Source organism: Pseudoalteromonas luteoviolacea (assembly GCF_018100925.1).
In the GTDB taxonomy this organism is placed as follows: Bacteria; Pseudomonadota; Gammaproteobacteria; order Enterobacterales; family Alteromonadaceae; genus Pseudoalteromonas; species Pseudoalteromonas obscura.
Map to the genome: position 1 here is coordinate 110,568 of NZ_JAGJEH010000007.1, position 22,594 is coordinate 133,161.

Consider the following 22,594-nt stretch of genomic DNA (forward strand, 5'->3'; position numbering starts at 1 on the left):
AAATAACAATTTAAAAGCTTCAATCTCACGTTGCCTTTTACAAGTTTTGGCTAAACAAAGTACTTGTATGGCTGTATCTACAATCATATTGAAATAGCCTAGTGAACTATCAGCATTAAAATGTTTAGGCATAACCTTTGGAAAGAGTTCTCTTAAAAATTATCACTTACTAGACGCATTCGTTAAATTAGCAATGAAAACCAACCTCATAGCAGCCTATCAAACACATATTGATTGCTGTTCAATTTGGTCATAGGAAGTGCCTGACAGCAGGCACTCTCCCAATTACCTATAGATTTAACTCTTTAATTTGCTGAGAGACACGAATACCACTGCGAACCGCACCTTCCATAAACCCTAAATAAAGCGTATCGGTATGCTCGCCTGCAAAATAAATACGACCTACAGGTTGTTGAAATAACTTCCAGTATTTAGTTATTTGCCCTGGTCCATAAGCGATAAAACCACCTTGAGTCCACTCTTCAGCAACCCAATTTTGTACTTTTGCATCAACCAAATATTGCCCAGAACCCGGGTACATGATGGATAACTCATCGAGTCTTGCAGCTATGATCTGTTGATCTGTCCAATCTTTTTGTATCTGACTATAGTCTCCAGAGGTATAAGTGATCAAAATCCCCCCTTCACCCCCTTGGCGTTCGGTCGTTTCCCACGTCCAGCCTGTTGATAAACCACTAGCAACAGCGGTATCTCCGCCGAGATTTTGATCTAACCAAAATCGTTTACTGTACTGCAGCAATACTTTTGAATGTGAACCATAATTAATGTTTTTTGCTGCGTCACTCATTGCTTGAGGCAATCGAGGTGAAAAGTCAATTTTGTTTAACACTGGTAAAGGCACGGTTACCACCACAACGTCGGCTTCATAGCTGGCGCCAGATACCGTATCAATTGTCACTCGGTCACCTTGCTCTTGAATTCGAACTACCGCCTGATTTAGGTGAATATCCCCTTCGATATTATCCGCAAATGCTTGCGCCATAGCTCTGCCACCTTTTAAAAAGCGATGGCTTTCAACATCGTCATCAGACACCTGCTCATACACTTTGACGTACTGGGCTAAGTGCAACAAAGAAAGGTCACTAGGCTCATCAAAATCCCCTCTGACATATTGCTCCGCAAGCAGTTTTGCTTCTGGGTGAAGTTGTAGATCATCAATCCAACTCTGAACTGTGGTTAAATCATATACTTTGGCTTTTTCGAGCAGTGCAGGATCATCTGCATCGGGGACTGCATCGGCAAGCAAACTGAGTTCTTCATAAAAGCGATTGTAATCATTGACAATTTGAGCATCAAAGTTACTTTCAAAGTCAGTGTAATTGACTAACTTTCCATCAACATAATAAGCACCACTCTCGATTTCTCCCCAATAGCCTGTATCTGCAAGCTCAACGTTAAATAAACTGGCATATCGATGGATCTCTTGGTGAACGGTTGGGCCATCTATAAATTCACCTCCCATCTCGCCATGTTGCTGTCCCATATCGTATGTGCCTATACGACCACCTATTCTGTCCTTAGCTTCGAGTATTGTGACAGAGTAGCCTATACTTTCTAATTCATATGCTGCGGTTAAACCAGACAAACCAGCTCCGACGACTACAGCTTGGTTGACCACGGGCTCCTTTTCGGGCTTAGCCTGAACATGCACCACATCAACAGTGTCATTGCCGCCACAGGCCGACAATACAGTTGAAAACACCACACTACTTACGACAATGCGCAAAGAATCCTTTCTTTCGGATAACTTCATATACACCTCATTTAAATGTTAATACGATAAAAATAAGTATTTTTATATTTATATTTCAATAGACTAGAACCACGATTAGCAGTTCAAAAGAGGGGGCACGCTACCACGTCCCTACAATGTAAACAAGGACAAAATATGGTAACGTACAAACGAGAGAAAAATATGCGCTTTATATAAAGATATGGTTGATAATTTACTGAGTGGTTCCAAGATGTTTATATATCAATACCTCCTGCTCGGCATTAATCAGTTGAAATGCCAAGTCCGTCGCCAGTTTAACCGCAAAGCGTGTTTTTCCTTGCAATGAAAAGAACCCTTTGGGCAGCATGCTATAACGCTCGTACACCTGTGTTGCTTCACACTCTAATGCAATCAGCCGGGTGAATTTCGATCCTGCAGCAATATTTCGCTCTGTCCCTTGATAAATCGCAAAATCATCAACAATACAAAGTAGGGAAAACAGTTCGCCGTCTTCTTCAGGGATCACTGTGTATCGCTTCAACTCAACCAGTGGCGTACCAAGTTGCAACGCTTGATACACTTCGCGAAAGCTATCAAGATAAGACCTAAAGCCAAATTCCTCAGCCTGTGATTGCATACGCTGATGCTTTTGAGATGGTGATTCATAGACGGCGGTCTTTGGCGCAATACATCGCCATGGTGCAAGCGATTGCTTTAATTCTGCTAGTTGCTGCTGTTGATGTTTTATTTCATCTTCTTCCAATCGCTTGGCTTTGATGGCTTCTTGCTCCAACCGCTGCTGTTCAAGCATCTTCGTCTGTATCTGTCGACGCTTTTTGTTACCGCTTTCAAAAGCGTTAATTTTAATGTTTATCACCTCTTGAGCCTGCGCAAAAGACAAACTTTCACCATATTGATTAACTATATGGATATCCTCGTTAACATAGTCAGCGTTTAACTTTATTAATTCGCCAAGCAGCTCCTGATACTTATTATATAAAGCGCCTTCTTCTGCCAAAGTTGTTGGGCTACCATATTGAGGATCTCTTAGCCAGTTCGCTTCACGCATATCATTGACGGTGGCATACATTAATGCCATTAACTCTATTTTTTTATTTTCCACGTTTAACTTCAACATTCATCCTAGTAGTTATCAATTTAATTGAAATCACGTAACAACTAAACCCCAATAAAAAGATAATGATTTTTATCTATCTTTACCAATCAATATCATATTTTAGTTTGCGAAGTTACTCTAAACAACTCACAAAAATTAAATGTTAATATTTCTACCCACCAACAAACACAGATTTAAAGAAACAGAAAATAAAAATATTAATATCGCTAAAACCACTCAACTTACATCTTGAAAAAAATAAACACAACCAATAAAGTATAACAAAATAAAAAACGCAAGTTAAAAGGAGTTTAACCAAAGCGAAACATACATAAGAATTTTTTCTGGCATATTTTTAAATATCAGGGAAGTACACAATCCACTTTGGCTTATCCAATGTCTATTTTTCCATTTATTATAAAATATCCAATTAAATTTCATGAAAAATAAAACATCAAGGATAAGAGAGTGTGGATGAATAAATTTTCTAATTATATCCCTTCCCTAATCTACTTCTTAACATAAGCTTTAAAAAAGCTATTGAGTAATTAATGAAACTAGTCCAAATAACGTTACTAATTTTATTGCTTGGTCCGAGCTTTTTGGTCAGTGCCTCTAGCCTGACCACTTCTGATAGCAATATACATTTTCTACGCGGTGATAAAGATAAACTCATCATTGCCCCACCAAATCAACATGGTATTTCATATAATCGATTTACAAATTTTATTGTAGATAAACCTATCCTGATGCTTGATTCAAATGGGTTAGCTAATTCAAACACAGGAAATAAACTAAAAACAATAGTGATCCATGCTAATAGTTTGTTATTAAGAAACGAACTTGTGTTTGCCTCAGGAGACATTGCTGCAAACATAGTATTTATCGTTGATTCCGATAATGGTTCAATTAGTTGCAATAATTGTTCATTTAAAGGCTACCCTAGGATCACGCTCGCTGTAGCAAGTAGCTCAACAGGCTATTCTAAGCACATGAGCAGCCTCGGCAATTTAACGAATCGGAATGCAGGCCAGATAGCCCTAAACAACTTATCTGCACCAGATGCGGCGTCTATTGAAACACACGCCCAATACGTTTCAACCACTGGAAATATTAGTTCAACTTTCAGAGCCAGCGCGCACGGTTCACAACATCAGCTTAGTAATTCAGGGCTAATTGGAGTTAGTGGCGGATTCAACTTTTTCATTGGTCGAATGACGGTTAATTACAACACGCACGAAATTATTGACGCGAAACAGGTCTCACTCAGCTCAAATACTTTTTCAGGAACAATTCACGGTGCAGGTGTTTCTATAGTCAGTGCTAGGCCTGTCACGATAAATTCAGGTGCCAAACTCACAACACAATCAGATATTATGGCAACAAGCCATATAGGTGACGATTTCTTCGCGCCGACTGGTAATATAGATATTGTTACGGTCAGCCAAACACCAACCCTAGGCACAATAAACAATAAAGGTTCTGTGCTGTCTGATACCGGAGTAAATCTGCAAGCCACTAGGCTATATAATAGCGGGACAATTAAGGGCCACAACGCTGAAATTACCATTAATGACGAACTTCAAAACACTGGCACATTTGAAATATCTGGTAATTTTGAGCTTAGTGCAAAAGCAATTGATAACCGTAATAAACTAGCAGGCAACACATTACGCGTGCACGCAAGTGATGCAGTATTTAACCACCTTGGTGGCAGTATACTTGGTTACAACGTGTCATTTGATACTGACTACTTTATTAATGGCTCACGCAATGCATCTACTCCTACGATAAAAAAACATACAGCGTTAACCATTAAAGATGGTTTAGAGCCTGCAGAAAAATACGGCATTTTTAATAGTAATCAGTTTTCACAATTTACGAGCCAACAACTCATTGCTAGTCGACCTGCGCATATCAGTGCAACTCACTTAAATATCAAAGCAAACATACTGGAAAACATTAACCCTTATTATAAAGAGCGGGGGGATGCAGCGTGGCCAGGAAAAGTTAGTTTAGACTACGGAAAATCTCGGCAAGTAAGTATAACCGCGCAGCACACTCTAAAGCTATATAGCAGTACTTACGTATTAAACAGCAGTGCCATACTTGGTCTTGAAAGCTCTGGTGAATTCACTATTAACACGCCAAAACTACAAAATGAGCGTTACAGATTCGATTCAAAAGGTTATGTATTCCACCAAAAGCAGCATGATAGCACCAATGAAAAACACGCTGTTAAGAGTCCACTGGCAGTAACTGCATCGGCACATGTCGATGCTATTTCACCTATGGCGGCGCTATACAGCTTTGGCGAATTTAATCACTCTCCTCTAAATAGCAACGCAGCGACAACTTTCACTAACCTTGCAAGTTTTTTACAAATTCATGGCCGCTCTAACTTTTACAACACCACCTTCGGCTCCATCGCAATCTCCGCTTCATCCGAGTATCAAGAAGGACTAACTCCAGCATGTATCACCAATGCATGTAATATTTCAAACTACGAAGAAAACTATACGCAGACCACATTTACTTCGTTTTTGGATGATGTGAATGGACTAAGTACAGACTTTTTAGTTCAAACCAACTTACAGCTTGAAGCAACTATCGACGCCGACATCAAGTGGTTCAAAGAAAAATTCATTGCAGAGAAAAAAGCAGCTTTCGGCGGTGAAGAATTTCATCCAGAACACGGGAAGATGTTCTATTACAACGTAGCGGAACAAAAAACGACTTCAGCTAGACACCTCATCATTACTATTTATGAGTGTAGACTCAGTATCTTGCAAGATGGTGAAACTTTCGGTAACAAGCGCTGTGTACCAGAAGAATATAGCAAACCATTTTCAGAGATTTTGGAAGAAGCTGCCGCGCACCGTCCGATACCAGGCACAGCCCATACAGCGAAGCAGTTAGGTGAGCTAATTAAAATCTACATGGGTAGATACAATAGAGGTGCTCAAATGGAACAAACCTACAAAGATGCCGAAGGTTTTCCAGATGTCCGAATCGTGCGGGGTTATTGGGGCAACGTCTATTCAAACGCTTTCTTCACGCCAACGATTAATTCAAGTGGTACTGTCGATCTAGAAGTAAAATACTTCCGCCACTTCTTTAAAACTACAGCCCTAAAAAACCCACATGTGGATTTGGTAAATTACAATCCTTACCGAGAGTACAGTAAAGTGATTGCCTACAACGACTTAAAGGTTCCATCCCCTCCCACTCCAGGATACAAAACAATATCTTACGACAATAAAACAGGTCGACTTGTATTCAATTGGAGCGATGTACTAGTACCGCATCACAGCTACATTTTAGAGACTGATTTAAGCAATTCACCAGTACGTACCGCAACAAGCTGGCGTGCATTTACCAAAAAAACGGATGGCAAAGTCAAATTTAGAGTCAAAGCATGCACCAAATATCAAAATATTGAATATTGCGGAACTTTCAGCGAATGGACGGAAAAAACTGTGGATTACGTCGGTGGCGGTAGCAGTGGCGGCGGCGGTGGCGGCGGTGGCGGCGGCGGCGGCGGTGACGTTGAACCTAAGCCTCCATGTGAAGGCTGTGAGCTAGAGTAAGTAAAGGGAAAATAATAATGAATACATCTATGGAAAACATAAAACGCTCCCTATGGCACAAAGCCACCAGTTATGGGTTGACGTTATTTATGATGCTGCAACTCACACTGCCAAGTGTAGCGTCAGCATTGACAAGCGTTTCTAACGAACAAGTACAACATGACTTAACTTCAGAACAAATGTTTATAAGATCTGTGGTTAGCGATTATTTGTACCAAAGATCTAGTTACATACCAAAGCCGTCCAGTGCATATGGCAACCAGAGTATTGCCGAGTTTCACAGTAAATTAAAGACCTCAGCAATATATCGCCTGCCCAACATAAAGTCAGTCGACTATATTCCAATCACTGGCAATATTACCTTCTTCGTGCCGAAAAAAAGAACAACTTATCCGCTGCAGAAGCAAGTTGGTGATAACTTTGTACAAAAGAAGTTAATTGGCTCACAAATCAAACGTCTGATAGGCCGAACCTATTACAAAGACACCTTTACCAGTGAACAGCAACAAATCAATCAGTTATATGTAAATGCGATGACGGTTGCAAAACGCTCCTCATTTACTCATATGTTTGGTGCGCCGTTGCCAAGTGATATTGCCGATACACTTAACATTGATTTTATCTGGCCTGAATCACGTAATATCGCTGGCAACTATGTTTTAGTACCTGTTGTTCATCTGCGTACCAGTGTTGTTGACGCGCAAAGTATCGATGGCACACATACCGTTGAATTTAGAAAGTCCAATGCTTCATTTAAATCAGCCTCTATCTCAAACGCTGATTTAAAAATTCAGCGAGACGCTTCCTTTAGCACTATCAATGATTTAGTCATTGGCTCAAAATCCAGCATCACCTTAAGTAGCGGCGCTTCAAACATTTATGCTGGTGTCAGTTACATCGAAGACGGTCGCGGAAATATCAAAGGCGTGGCTTCAGGCACTCTGTATAACTATGGTCAAATCAATGCCGCGCGAAATGTAAAGATAGTTGCAGGAAACTACGAACAAAAAACGTTTGTTCATAGATTTAGGTCTGCTCACGGCTATGAAGATCATTTAGGTACAGTCGCTTCAATTAATGCAGGTGGCAGTATCTCAATAAATACATATGGAAATATGGTATTTGAAGGAGCAACTGCAAATGCAGCTGGCGGTAGTATAAAGCTTAATAGTAACGGTAGCATTTATATCGGAGCTGCAAAGCTAGAAAACGCTGCAAGCTTTAAAATCAAAGGAGGCCAAAAAAACGAAAAAGGCATTAGCTATGTCCAGTCTATTTTGTCAGCCCGAGATAACATTAGCCTCTACGCTGCTGGCGTAATTGAAATCAAGGCATCAGAGTTACACGCTGATAAAGGTATCATTGATATTCTTGGTCAAAATGGTGTTTATATTCTCAATGAATTAGGTGAGCAAAGCAGTAGCTATAATCGCAAGTGGGGTAAAACCACTGAACAAGAGCAGCAACTTCAGACCATGGCCATTCACTCTGCATTAGAAGCAGGGAAAAGTGTAAAAATAGCCTCTCACTTAGGTGATATCACTCTAAAAGCAACAAAGATCAAGTCTGGTACAGGCACATCTATCGAAGCCCCTGATGGTAGAATAAACTTACTGCTCGCAATACAGCAAAAAGAATACTTCTACAACAAAGTTAAAAAAGGCACGTGGAAGATCAAGACTGAGACCAAGCAAGATCAGGTCGATACCGCAGTCTACAATGAAATAATTGGCGGAGTAAAAGTTCACGCCACCCATGGGTTAACCCTCGAACTTGGACAGTATGAAGGGGAGGATATTTCTCACGTTGTTAATCAGTTTGCAGGCTCTGATAGTTTAAGCTGGATGGCTGATATCTATAATGATCCCAGATATAACTGCCCTTCAACGTCATCTCATCAAGCGCCTGGGGACTTCAATGCTTATGCCTATGAGGCAATGAGGCATGACCCTGACTTCCAGCAATGTAATAACCTACTCGATGTGGTCTATCACAAGCTAGAAAAGATCCACATACATGAAAAAACAAGCACACTCAGCCCGGCAGCAATGGCAATTGTTGCTATTGCAGTATCAGTTGCAATGGGGCCTCAAGGTGCAGGGTGGATTGGTTCTAAAGGCGCAATCGCAACCGCTGTTGGACAAGGTACATTTTCAGCGGCAGCATTGTCAGCGGGTGCAGCGACCTTAACGACTCAAGCTGTGACAAGCCTTGCCAATGGCGAAGGCATAGATGGCGCAATCAAGTCAATTGTAGATAGTGATAATTTACGCTCATTGGCAATTTCGATGGCAACAGCTGGCGTCTTAAAAGACATAGATGCTATCAGCTTCTTTGAAGTAGACCCTAATATTGCCAGTGCTTCAGCACAAGCACTTGCATCTGTCGGAAACCAAGCGCTGCAAATTGTCGCTGATTCAGCAGCTAGAGCGGGCATTGAAACAGTGATTCAAGGGGGCAACTTTGGTACTTTAACTGACTCATTTGTAGCCGGGTTGCGCAGTGGTGCTGTTAGCGCATTAGGGCGTGGCATTACCAGCCAAATTGAAAGTTTCGATATTTCAGAAGCGTCGAAGTATATAGCGCATGCCGCGACCGGATGCTTGCTTGCAAACGTCTCTTCAACACATGGTAATAGCTCTCAGCAATGCCTAGCAGGTGCATCAGGCTCTGTAGCGGCTAAATTTGTTGCGAGTCGATACGATCACCGAGTTGATAAACTCACGAAGCAAGGTGAGGATATCGCAGCTTGGCTTGAAAAGCACGTAGGTGTAGACCCATCAACTCTGTCTGACAAAGAGTTAAACTACTTCTTAAATACGCACAAAGTCTCTGCGGCTGAACTATCCCAGTGGAACCGATTTAAAGTTGCCACATCTGAGATTAGACAGTTACAAGAAGCCGGAGCGGATATTTCACGCTTAGTGGCAGGCCTTACTGCTTTTGTAGCAAAAGGCAGTAGTGAAGTTATCTCAAGAGCTGCGGAGCAAGGTGGCAATGTCACTTACTCAAGCCTCATGAGAGAAATGTCACCTCAGTATCAGCAAGCAACCGCTCTGCTTGCCGTGCTTGATGAGCATCACATACTTCAATCTGCACAAATTCATGGCTATAAAGTTGAAGATATAAAAAAAGAAAATATCCTACTCCCTTCTGCTTATAACGATCCCTCCATAGCCCCTGCCAATATCTCTGGTAGAGATCTTCTGTTATTACAAGAAATCGCAATTTTAGAAACACTGAGTGTAGGCACGCCTGAGCAAAAAGCCAAACTCATCGAAACATATGGCAATGCAGTAGTAGAGAGCTTTTCTAACACTGATGGACAAATACTTAGATATAACTGGCGCTCACTTGGTCGTGAAGCCATTACTAAGGGTCCATGGGAAGCATTCAACAAAGCCTACTACCATGTAATTGGCCCAGCCTATGATAATGTCCAAGGTGCAGAAACGCTTAGAGAAATATTTAGAAATAAACGCGCCGATGCACTAGAAGATTGGAGAATTATAGACGCAATCGCTCCCTTTGCAGGCGCATCTCGCTATGTGGCCGTTTCGGCTTCCCAAGCGGCAGAGACTATAACGCGAAATGTAGCAACACGGGTAGTCTCTGAAGGAGTCGAAAGAGACAAACTCAATTTTGTTGAAGCACTGCGTGAAAAAACTAAAGTCCTGCTTGAGATTGGCGATGGAAGAAAACCAGAGGTGAAAAACAGAACAGCTATTTCACAATTTTTTGAAGCAGGTAAACAAGGCTCGGAGTCGCCGCTTTTTTATAATTTTACCGGCAACCCGAGTAAAGTATCCAGTCTAGTTAAAAACGGTTATGCTGAGTGGGTGGAAGTAGACAAATCAATAGCGATTAAAGATGTGGACAAGTACTTGAAACATATAGCTAAAGATCTTTACACTGCTACTAATGTCGAGCCACTTCACCCTATCATGAGACAACGTATCTCAGACTATTTGAATTATACAAACGCCAATAACATACCCATACCAACTGGATCGGCGGGATCGCCTGGGTTGCACGCAGAGGTTAGAGCTGTAAACTGGTATCTAAATAATGTGAGCACGGATTTAACTAAAATCTCTATCGCAACTTTTAAGCTTAAAGGAGATGGGGTAGGCAAGCCCTTTACAGCTTGTCAAAATTGCAGTGGGATCCTTAAAGGCTTAGAGATCTTAACGGATATGGACAAATACAAGGCGGGACAATGAATACAAACGGGTTATTAATGGTGCTTTTTGAGGCTTTAGAGCTAAAGCAACAGCGCTATTACTATCACAATACCCTATTTACTGGTATGGCGATTAGCCATACCGACGGGGTCGTAACCAGCCGGCATATGTATAAAGATGGCGTTAAGGAATGCGATTATGAACCGCCTTATTTAAATAAAACAACACATGCCATACTAGATGACTTGGTTGATTGCACCACAGATGAGCCCATGTATTTAAATGGAGAGAAGTATACTGGGATCATATACGGTATTTATCCAAAAGATAGAGTATCAAGCGAAGATGTTTTTATACGTGGTATGAACCGTGAAAACACACACTTTCACTACAATTCAACTGCGTTACATGAACTACAAATAGAAACAATCGTGAATGAGCAGCTCTGCATAGATGAAATGCACGGATGGGATTCAAATGGCCAACTAGAATATTGGAATACAGGAATTGAAAGCACCAAAGGCGAAATGAAAGGCCGTATTTCATTCAGATTAAATGAAGATTTTAGCATCAGTTTTTTTACAATTACCGGTGATTTCAACAAAGTACTGGAAAACAGTGAGAACTTCACATGTCCCTACTTCCCAGCTCTGAAGCAGGTTCGTCAACTGAATTCAGGTCCTATTGATACATTTAACATAAATTTCTGTAAACAGCTGTGGGCTCATGAGCCTGTAATCAAGCAGCTAATAAAGGAACTTCAACCAGCAGAACTCGCAATAAGTGACTTTTCAAGTGAGTACCTAAGCCTGATCCAATATGCCTCCAAACATAATGTGAATAGGCTCGAGGTGTTTGGTTCTCTAGAGGAGCAAGACAGAGAAAGTTTAACATCATTTATTACCCAGCAATGCCCACATATTGAGCTAATTATATATAGCTCTTAAGTTCAGCAACATCGGGCAGCCATAAAGTTAGGGTATTTAACTTCAACCATGATGGCTGCCCTTATACGTTTTACTATTCATTTTAATAGCGCACTGCTGAACGCGATAAGTGACAGTACAACCTCAAAAAGCTACTGACTAAAGATGTAGAGCTTCTAGCTGTATTGTTATTGAGTGTCTGCAATATTGCCTTTTGTCACCCCCAGCTATTAAGGTAAATGCATCACTAAATAGCAGAACTCTCTCATACTGTTTGAAACCGACCTTGCCATAGTGTACTGTGGATGGTCACCCCCATTATTGCAATTATCGGTTTTTTAACCATTTTTCATTCAAAAAAGCCATACAACCTGGCTAAAACCCACTCACTTCGTAAACAATTGTAAAAATTAGAACGTTCTTTTTTGTATATAAAAATAATTTAAAAATGAAAAAATGTTAACGGGATGATTTTTTAGATAACGACTTATCAGCATTACTACTCAGAGATTGACGGCCCCCAAAATTCCGACCCCAACAGAAACCCATACTAATCATAACGTTATGCAAGGACAAATGTCCCTATAAAAAACTTTAAACTGGCACTTGTGTTAATAAATAGATGCGACCAATTGTTGCAATTAGATGTCCTATGTTTAAGGCAATTTTAATAAAAAGTTCATAATAGAGTATTATATTCGCCTCCCATTTTTTAATGGGAATATTTGCACCCTTAAAAATAATCTAACTCGCAAATGATAAAACAGAGTGATAAACACACGGGAAAAATATGAACTCTAACAATAAGCATCGTGGAAAACTGCGATACTTGGGCCGCTGCATCGCTATGGGGCTGTGTTCAAGTGTCGTTATTGGCCACGCAAATGCGAACGTTATCTTTACAGAATATGTCGAAGGTAGCAGCAATAACAAAGCGCTTGAAATTACTAACTTTGGCAACAATAGTATCGATCTTAGTACCGTCAGTATTGCGCTAACTGCAAATGGTAAAAAGTTGGATGAGGTCACTCCACTCACCCTATCCGGAACTCTGGCAGCGGGCAGCAGTTATGTCCTTTACAACAACGGTGCGAGTGACGAACTAAAAGCGCTTGGCGATATCGCCAGCACCGCCACTTATTTCAATGGTGACGACGCACTAACCCTAATGGTCAATGGCGTCATCGTTGACAGCATTGGTCAAGTTGGTACCGATCCGGGCAGCAGCTGGGGTTCAGGTGACACCAGTACAAAAGATAAAACACTCCGTCGCAAAATGGGCATCGAAAGTGGTGACATCACCATAGATGATGCATTTGATCCAGCCAATGAATGGATAGGCTTTGCAAAAAACACTTTTGATGGTCTTGGTTGCTCAGGTATCACAGCCTGTGGCGGCGACGGCAATATCCCGTCAGAAATAAGTGGTGAGCCAAAAGGCATAGTGAATGCCACTGACAATTACATATTCACGCCTACAGTCACCAACCTAGATGATGACACACTGGTCTTTGCAATCGAAAACAAACCAAATTGGGCAACTTTTGATACAGCCACGGGGAAGTTATCAGGGACGCCGACAGCGGCCGATATCGGTATATATGACAACATTGTTATCACCGTTAACGATGGCACAGTCATCAATGCACTTAACGGTTTCTCAATCTTGGTAAGAGCAGCTGGCACCAATGATGCACCGCTAATAACTGGCTCACCAAACACCTCTGTACAGGCAACTCGAAACTATACGTTTACACCCGATGTCATCGATTTAGAAAATGACAGTCTAGTATTTTCCATCACCAACAAGCCGAGTTGGGCGACTTTTGATACGGCTTCAGGCCAACTTGCTGGCACGCCAGCGGAGTCTGACACCGGCAATAATGAAAACATCATCATTTCTGTATCTGATGGTTTCAATGCCCCGGTGAGCCTACCAGCCTTTTCAATTACGGTTACAGACAAACCGGGCAGCAACTATGATTACAATACCTACTATGCTTCAGCAATTGGTAAAGTCGGTGCTGAGTTAGAAAACGCACTGTCTTTAGTTGCGCGACAAGGTCAGCAAAGAATGACTTACTCGCAAGTATGGGATGCTCTAAAGTATACCGATGAAGATCCAGATAACTCAAACAATGTGCTGCTGTTTTATACAGGAAAAAGTCAGTCAAAAGATACCAACGGTGGCGGCACAACGGATTGGAACCGTGAACATAGCTGGCCAAAATCCCATGGTTTCCCGAGTGAAAACCAATATGGTTACACCGACATTCACCACCTTAGACCCACAAATGTAAAGGTTAACTCAACGCGAAGCAGCAAAGATTATGACGATGGTGGTAACCCAGTTGATGGCGCCCCAGGTAACTTTACTGACAGCGACTCATTTGAGCCCAGAGATGCAGTCAAAGGCGATGCTGCGCGTATGATGTTCTACATGGCAGTTCGCTATGATGGTACAGACGGCAGCATGCCCGACCTTGAGCTTGTCAACAATATTAGCGCGAGTAGCTCACCTACTTTAGGCGTGCTTTGTAACCTCATGGATTGGCATCGTGAAGATACCGTTGATAAGCTAGAGCTTGATAGACACCAACGTATTGTTGAGCAACAAGGTAACCGCAACCCTTTTGTTGATAATCCTGAGTTTGCAGAAATACTATTCGGTGAAACTTGTCCAAAGTTAGGCGACGTGGCACCTGTCATTGGTGGTCAACCCGAGCTCATCGTTGGGACTGGTCGTCAATATAGCTTCACCCCTACGGCCTCTGATCAAAACAAAGATACTTTAACCTTCTCGATCGTGAACAAGCCTTCATGGGCGACTTTTGATACGCAAACAGGTCATTTATCTGGTATACCTGCTGTTGCTGATATTGCGATTTATGAACATATTCAAATCTCAGTAACCGATGGTACATCTACCGTGTCTCTACCAAGCTTTAATATTGAAGTGGTAGATTCAAGTGCGATTAAAAACCCGCCTACTATCATAGGAACACCAAGTACCAGTGCGATTGTGGGTATTGCGTATCGTTTTAAACCAGAAGCGAACGATGAAGACAATGACACCCTGACTTTCTCAATCACTAATAAACCGACTTGGGCGACATTTAACACGCAAAATGGCGAATTGTCGGGCACTCCATCATCTCAAGATATTGGCGTGACGGATAATATCGTCATTGGTGTAACTGATGGCAATACAGGTATTGTAAATCTGCCCGAATTTTCGATTCAGGTCAGTGAACAGGTCGAAACGAGTAAAGTTATCTTCACCGAATATATTGAAGGCAGCAGCAGCAATAAAGCGGTTGAAATCACAAACTTTACCGGCGCGACTCTGGATTTGAGCCGTGTCACAATCACATTGGCAGACAATGGTAAACCACTGTCTACCGAAGGATTAAGAACACAAACACTATCTGGTGAGCTAAAACATGGCGAAACACATGTTATTGCCAACAGCGGTGCGAATGACGAAATTAAGAGCCGTCAAGATAGCACGAGTACCATCACATACTTTAACGGTGATGATGCATTAGTGCTGGCTGTTGACGGCCAAATTGCCGATGTATTTGGTCAAGTAGGGACAGATCCAGGTAGTGCATGGGGCAGCGGTAACACCTCAACAAAAGATAAAACTCTGCGTCGCAAAGAAGGGATCACATCTGGTGATACAACCTTAGATGATGCTTTTGACCCAAGTGTTGAGTGGGAAGGATTCGAGAAAAATACTGCCGATGGCCTAGGCTGTAGCGGCGTTTTAGCCTGTGGTACTGATGGTGGAACACCACCTCAAATTGAGATTGGCGCATGTAATGACCCTGCAACTTTAATTAGTGCAATTCAGGGTAACGGAGCTGCCAGCCCACTTGTGGACCAACAGGTTGTGATTGAAGGTGTGGTGGTAGCAGCATTTCAAGATGCGGGGCAACATGGCGGTTTCTTTATTCAAGAAGAAGATCAACATGCAGATTCTGACAGCGCTACATCAGAAGGTATTTTTGTTGCTGATACAAATACAAAGGTCACAGTGGGTGAGCAAGTTCGTGTATTGGGTAATGTTGTTGAAAAATACGACTTAACGCAAATCAATGCTGTGACAAATATGCTCTCTTGTGCGACAAATGTGTTAACACAAGTCACACCAACACAAGTGAACCTGCCGTTTACAGCAGGCTTTGACCAAGAGTCACTTGAAGGTATGTGGGTATCAATGCCACAAAAGTTACATGTAACGCTTAGCCATAATTTTACTAAATATGGTGAGATTTACTTGTCTCAAGGCATGCGAATGCAACCTACCAATAAGTATCCTAAAGACGAACCCCGTCGCTCAGCGCTTGCTGAACTGAACGCAAGAAACAGTCTACTTGTTGATGACAACTCAACACAAAGTAACCCTGAAGAAATCAGTTACTATCCGAGCTTTAGTGCAGATTCACCGCTCCGTTCTGGCGACCAGGTGTCTAACATGTCTGGGGTTATCCACTACACTTATGGCAATTACAAGCTCATTCCAACCAGCTTGCCAAGCTTTGAGCAGTCTAATATTCGTCGTACTAGACCTTACGAACGCAAGTCAGAACAGCATATACGTGTTGCCAGCTTTAACGTAATGAACTACTTCGTCAACTTTAACAGTCGCGGTGCAAACAATGAAAAAGAGTTTACCCGTCAACGTAGTAAAGTGATCCGTGCAATTGTGGCATCAGATGCTGATGTTGTTGGCCTGATGGAAATCGAAAACAATGGATACGGCGACAGTAGTGCTATCAAGAACCTAATTGATGGCCTGAATGAACGCGATGATGTGAATGATTGGGCGTTTATTAATCCTCAGTTAGAACAAGTTGGTACAGATGCAGTCACTGTCGGCATTGTTTATCGTGCCAATCGCGTTGTGCCCCAAGGGAGTGCTCAAGTAATAACGGACGCGCCATTTGATGAAGCGACAAGGGCACATAGACCACCTATGCTGCAAACATTCAAGCCAATGAATGGTGGGAAAGACATCCGTGTCGTTGTGAATCATTTCCGCTCAAAAGGTGGATCATGTGGCGTAGACATGGACGACACAGTAGAAGGTGCATGTAATGGTCAGCGTATCTTAGCTGCAAAGACGGTAGTTGCAGCGCTTACCCAATCAAATGTTGAATCAAGTGAAATCACAAGCTCTCCAGTTTATGCCATTTTAGGTGACTTTAATGCCTATACACATGAAGCGCCGATGCTTGAGTTTTACAACGCTGGTTTCACAAATATCAGCATTGAGAAAGGCGTTGGTGACAATTATTCATACTACTTCAGCGGTGTAGCTGGTAGTTTGGATCACATGTTAACAGCAAGCGGTTCAATGGAGCGTGTTGCTCAATCCATGCACTGGCATATTAATGCCGATGAGGCAGCTGGCCTAGACTACAACACAGAAGGCAAATCTGAAGAACAACAAAGTAAATGGTTCTCAGACTCTCCTTATCGCTCGTCTGATCACGACCCTGTTATCACTGACTTCGATTTATCAATCGTTGTCCTGCCTGACAACCAAGCACCAGTTGCTAATGATGATAACGCTGATGCGGTACAAGGTGAGCGCATTTTAATTGATGTATTGGAAAATGACACTGATGCAGACTCTGATCCACTAACCATCAGCGCCGCGACGCTCACCTCAGGCGAAGGTGACGTAAGCTATTCTGATGCTCAAGTAAGCTTTACACCAAGTGCCAACTTCGTAGGACAGGCAACGATCAGCTATACCATCTCTGATGGCAATGGTGAAACGGCAAGTGCAACTATTTCGGTCAATGTTATCGCCAAAAACCAAGCACCTATCGCGATTGATGACACAGCAAATACACTTGAAGATCACAGCGTGACGGTATCTGTATTGAGTAACGATAGCGACGAAAACACTGCGAGCTTGAAGGTCACCAATGCAACTCTTAGTTCTGGCCTAGGCCAAGTAACGTATTCAGACTCTGCAATTACTTATTCGCCAGCTGAAAACTATAATGGTACAGCGCAAATCACTTATGAGATCAGTGATGAAGGTGGGCTTGGCGCGAGTGCACAGGTTGCAATCACTGTTGCACCGCAAAACGACGCGCCGACAGCAACCAATGACTCAGCAGTGGCCTCTGCAAAAGTATCGACCAACATCAACGTACTTGCGAATGACACCGACATCGATGGCGATACGCTTCGTATTACTTCGGCAGATGCGAATATAGGTAGCGTTGAAATAAACGGCGATATACTTCAATATCAAGCTCCTGCATTGAATACGGGCCATGCGACTATCAGCTACTCTATCAGTGATGGCACTGACACTGCGCAGGCAACGGTAAATGTACAAATTAGCACAGCCAACCTTGCACCTGTTGCCAAAGATGACTTTGTGCAATTGGCTGAAGGTCAATCATCAGCAACAATAACTGTTTTAGACAATGACAGCGATCCAGATGGTGATACATTGTCATTGGTCGCTGTAAATACCGATGCTGGTAATGCGGTGATTGAAGGCAACCAAATTTTGTTTAATACCACGGACACATTCAATAGTGTAGCTCAGGTTCGTTATGCAATTTCGGATGGGTTTGGCGGTCACGCAGAAGCTGTGTTGGAACTACGCCAAGAGCAACCTTTTGCTCCTGTGATCACCGTACCGGCTGATCGTACGGTTAATGCAACAGGCCTGCTTACCAAAGTCGATTTAGGCGTAGCCACAGCGGTTGATGGCAGCGGTAAATCTATCGCAGTTGAGCTACTTGGTAACAACTTCTTGCCATCCGGTGCAAACAAAGTGTATTGGCAGGCATGCAGTACTGACAATGTATGTGAAAAAGTTGCGCAGTTGGTCAACGTACGTCCAATGGTAAGCCTGCCATCTCCAAGCCAAGTTGTTGTTGAAGGCCAAACGGCAACAGTACCTGTAGTACTCAGTGGTGAACATTTCACATATCCACTCACGATTGACTTTACAGTTACTGGCACTGCAAGTGAAGAAGACTACGCGTCAGTATCTGGACAGCTCACAATAGAGTCAGGTACACAGGGCCACATCTCTGTTGAAACTACGCTTGATGATGTTAACGACGCAGACGAAACTATTGTGATCACATTGGACACAAGTGAACTAAATGCAATTGCTGAACAGCGCCATGAAATTACAATCGTAGAGTCGAACATTGCACCAATACTGACTCTTAATGCGCTGCAACAAGATGAAGTGCGCTCTATTATGATCCCAGAGCAAGGTCTTATCACCATTACAGCTGATGTGATGGACCAAAATAGCACTGACACTCACATTATCGAGTGGACAACACCAACAGGTTTGAGCAACGAAAGTACTGACCCAACTCAGTTTAGCGTCAATGCTTCAACGCTTTCTACCGGTGTCTATCAAGTCAGTGCCAAAGCGACTGACAACGCAGGCCTATTTGATACACAAAGTGTGATATTCAAGGTGGTCTCAGAACAACCAGCATTGGACAACAATACAGACTCGGATGGCGATCTCATTAGCGATGCACAAGAAGGCTTTGGCGATGACGATGCCGATGGTATCCCTAACTACTTAGACCCGATTGATGCACTATGTAATGTGCTACCTTCTTCAGGTAACAACTGGAAATCAGATCTGATTGAAGTTGAAGCTGGTGTGTGCATGTCTCTTGGTAGTTTGAGTCTGGGTAGCAACAAAAATGCAGCCTCACTCAATGCCGATGAAGCAGCGCAAACAGGTTTAATCTCTGCGGATGAAGGTATGGAAAATCGCGGTGGTATTTTTGACTTTGTAGTGGATGTACCAAGCGGTATGGACAGCGTCAAAATCATATTGCCACAGCAAGCTGCAATACCCGCAAATGCACAATATCGCAAGTACCTTCCAAACCAAGGGTGGGTTACATTCTCTGCACAAAATGGCAACGTATTGCATTCAGCCATAGGCCAACAAGGTTACTGTCCAAGTATGAATGATAGTAGCTGGCAGGAAGGCTTAGTCGAAGGTGCATGGTGTGTCAGATTAACACTGGTAGATGGTGGGGAGTATGATGCCGATGGCATTAAGAACGGTAAAATTGTTGACCCTGGTGGTGTGAGCATCATGCAAAGTGACAACAGATCGCCGGTTGCGGTCGACGATATACTGGAAGCTGTTCTTAATCAGTCGGTAACGCTACAAGTACTAACAAACGACACTGATGCCGATAACGACACACTGTACATAGTTAGCGCTACAGCTATGCATGGTGTCGTGAGTATTAATACAGATTCAAGTTTACAATATACAAGTGCGCTGGATTTTGTCGGTATTGATACCATCGAATACACACTCAGTGATGGTCAAGGCGGAACAAGCACTGCAACTGCACAGGTACATGTGGTTGCACAAGCTCAACAGCAGAATCAACCACCAGTTACCATTAATGATGTGGCTGAAGTGTTTAATAACGACACAGTGACCGTTGACGTGACAAATAATGACTCTGATCCTGAAGGTGGTAAGTTGACGCTTATTAGCGCAACAGCTGACTCCGGTGAGGTGACATTTACAGATAGCGCAATCACCTTCAAGCCAGCATCAAACAGCGAAGGTAAAGTTACTATCAATTATATCGTAGCGGATGAGCAAGGTGCTAACGCATCCGGCATGTTAGTAATAACAGTGAAAGTACCAACAAAGGAAACGGATATCATTGAACGTGTAGAGACCAGAACGGTTCGCTCCTCAAGCGGTTCAATGCCTGTATTCCTATTGCTACTTGTTCTCCCTGCTCTAGTACGCCGCGGACGATAACAAAAAGTATAGTGATAAGCCCCTGTCGCCTTCGCTTCAGGGGCTTTTTTACGGTATCCCTGAAACCGTTTAGCCCACCACTCTGAGCTCATTTAACCCGCCACGTTTAACTCACACCTCGTCACCCTGAACTCACACCCCGTCACGCTTAACTCACACCTCGTCACCCTGAACTTGATTCAGGGCCCCTAACCACATCAAACATGGATTGCGGGGCAAGCCCACAATGACGAAGAATAACCCACTACACTGAACTCGTTTAACCCTTCCCTCTGAACTCACACCCCGTCACGCTGAACTCACACCCCGTCACGCTGAACTTGATTCAGGGCCAATAACCACATCAAACATATATCGTTTCAGGATCCATATTGGCTCAAAAGAACATATAAAACACAATCAGACTTCCAAAGGTAGTAAGGTAAAGATTTTTATATTTAAACGCCAAAAAAACGGCCGCTAAAGCCCCCAACAAATATGGGCTATTCAACTCATTTACGAACTTCCCACTTGGCATAAAAACAATCGGCACCCAGATAGCAGTGAGTACACAAGGCGCACTAAAACTGAGCAAACGCTGAAATCTAGGTCCTATAGTAAACGGTAAGTTTTTTGCTAAAAACAAATAACGAGTGGCAAAGGTGACACATGCGAGTACAACGATGGTAGCTATCATGATTTGTCCTCTTTTGCCTGTAAAACATATCCCGTACTCATACCAAGCAAAGCTGCGGCGACTAAGCCAAATTCAAACTCTATCCATTTAAAATAAAGCATAGTCACACCCGATACTAAGCAGGCACAAAATACAGGTAAATTCGAAACCCCTGGCACAACTAAAGCGATAAAAATGGCGGCTATCGCAAAGTCCAATCCGAGGTTGGTTAGATCAGGTAAAAACTGCCCGGCGACGATGCCAAACAACGTCCACAAGTTCCAAGCTAGATAGAAGCTACCACCAGCGACTAATGCATAGATAAGCCGCAACTTACCTTGATAAGCCCGGTGATGATGCGAGAATGCAAATAACTCATCAGTTAAAAAGAACGCAATAGGCCCACGCCATTTCAACGGCTTGTCTATCATGTTATTACGTATCGCTAAGCCGTAAAGCAAATGACGCGCACTGATAATAAATGTGGTAATGACCAATGTAATCATAGATGCGCCTTTTGCCATCAACTCAATAGCTACCAGCTGTGCGGAACCTGCAAAGACGAGTAATGACATCAGCTGCGCTTCCAATGCGGAAAAGCCGTTTTGGATGGCCAAAGAGCCACACAATATGCCCCAAGGAAGCACCGCAAGATTTAGCGGCAGCATGTCTAGCAGCCCTTTTTTTATCGCGATATTCATGATTCTAACAAGCCTGCTTGTATTGGTTTGGGGTGATGCCCATATTTTTCTTAAAGTGCCGACTAAAATGGCTGTGATCATAAAAACCAACTTGGCTGGCAACATCGGAGATACTCTTGCCATGGCGCAGCATCGCCTTTGCGTGATTTAGGCGGTGCTGAATCTGAAACGCATGGGGAGTAAGTCCTGTTTGCGCTTTGAAGCACCGTACAAAATGAAACTGGCTCATATGGATCAAACTAGCCAAATCAGCAAGCGAAATATCGTCAAATAAATTATCCTGCAAATAAGTTTTAGCCAATGCGATACGGCACCTCACAGAGGCCAGCTCATCTGACAGTACCTGCTTTCCTGTAGATGCACACAGATTGGTTAAAAACCGCACCATTTGCGTTTGCTTCTCCAGTTTACTTACTGGTGACTCTAACGTATCAAACAAACTATGTAGTTGATATGCCAGTGCCGGGTTGTGTACCACTGCTTCTGAAAAATACGGCGCACGGTTTTTTTCGCAATCCATCAAGTTATTAAAAAGCTCCGGTGTTGGATACATAGAACGGTATGATGCAACACCTTCACAAGCTTTCCGACAGTCATGAACCTGCTCTGCATTGATCAAAATTAAGCTGCTTTTGCCTGCAAGATGTTGAGCACCTGAGCGAAAAAAACGTTGCGCCCCACAGTCCACCAGCGCGATTGTATACCCGCTGTGGTTATGGCGTCCGAAATCAGTTTTCTTATCAATATTATGAAGTACTTCCAAACCACCTAAATCGTGATGAAAGCTGAACTTTGACTGCTGCATACACTTCTCCCTTAACTGAACTCAGCTTAACGCAACTGATTACGAAGTGCTTGTACAAAATTGCGCAAT

The 22,594-nt window shown here is 42.8% G+C and carries 9 protein-coding genes; 4 read left to right on the plus strand and 5 right to left on the minus strand.

Annotated features, from left to right (window positions below; all coding sequences use genetic code 11):
- Window positions 1-289: 289 nt before the first annotated feature.
- Complete coding sequence (locus J8M00_RS16085) at window positions 290-1,774, minus strand: flavin monoamine oxidase family protein (RefSeq protein WP_211011562.1); 1,485 nt, start codon at window positions 1,772-1,774, stop codon at window positions 290-292.
- Window positions 1,775-1,967: 193 nt separating this feature from the next.
- Window positions 1,968-2,873, minus strand: coding sequence for a hypothetical protein (locus J8M00_RS16090; protein ID WP_211011563.1), 906 nt, complete (start codon window positions 2,871-2,873; stop codon window positions 1,968-1,970).
- Between the two features lie 530 nt (window positions 2,874-3,403).
- Here J8M00_RS16090 and J8M00_RS16095 point away from each other — a divergent pair.
- The 4 genes from J8M00_RS16095 to J8M00_RS16110 all read left to right on the plus strand — a co-directional run bounded on the left by J8M00_RS16095 (window position 3,404) and on the right by J8M00_RS16110 (window position 20,364).
- Window positions 3,404-6,442 carry an S-layer family protein gene (locus J8M00_RS16095; RefSeq protein ID WP_211011564.1) on the plus strand — a complete coding sequence of 1,013 codons (3,039 nt, stop codon included), beginning with the start codon at window positions 3,404-3,406 and terminating at the stop codon, window positions 6,440-6,442.
- Between the two features lie 17 nt (window positions 6,443-6,459).
- The gene (locus J8M00_RS16100; RefSeq protein WP_211011565.1) at window positions 6,460-10,665 is read left to right on the plus strand and encodes a DUF637 domain-containing protein; all 4,206 of its coding nucleotides are present in this window, start codon (window positions 6,460-6,462) and stop codon (window positions 10,663-10,665) included.
- A complete protein-coding gene (locus tag J8M00_RS16105; protein ID WP_211011566.1) occupies window positions 10,662-11,573 on the plus strand; it encodes a hypothetical protein in 912 nt (303 codons plus the stop codon). The genes J8M00_RS16100 and J8M00_RS16105 overlap by 4 nt, the downstream gene beginning before the upstream one ends.
- 769 nt (window positions 11,574-12,342) lie before the next feature.
- Window positions 12,343-20,364, plus strand: coding sequence for an ExeM/NucH family extracellular endonuclease (locus J8M00_RS16110; protein WP_211011567.1), 8,022 nt, complete (start codon window positions 12,343-12,345; stop codon window positions 20,362-20,364).
- Window positions 20,365-20,740: 376 nt separating this feature from the next.
- Here J8M00_RS16110 and J8M00_RS16115 read toward each other — a convergent pair whose 3' ends face one another.
- The 3 genes from J8M00_RS16115 to J8M00_RS16125 are packed head-to-tail and all read right to left on the minus strand — an operon-like array spanning window position 20,741 to window position 22,525.
- Window positions 20,741-21,040, minus strand: coding sequence for an AzlD domain-containing protein (locus tag J8M00_RS16115; protein ID WP_211011568.1), 300 nt, complete (start codon window positions 21,038-21,040; stop codon window positions 20,741-20,743).
- On the minus strand, window positions 21,037-21,720 hold the full coding sequence (locus J8M00_RS16120; RefSeq protein ID WP_211011569.1) for an AzlC family ABC transporter permease: 684 nt from the start codon (window positions 21,718-21,720) through the stop codon (window positions 21,037-21,039). The genes J8M00_RS16115 and J8M00_RS16120 overlap by 4 nt, the downstream gene beginning before the upstream one ends.
- Window positions 21,721-21,724: 4 nt before the next feature.
- Window positions 21,725-22,525, minus strand: a complete 801-nt coding sequence (locus tag J8M00_RS16125; protein ID WP_211011570.1) for a helix-turn-helix transcriptional regulator — start codon at window positions 22,523-22,525, stop codon at window positions 21,725-21,727.
- Window positions 22,526-22,594 lie beyond the last annotated feature (69 nt).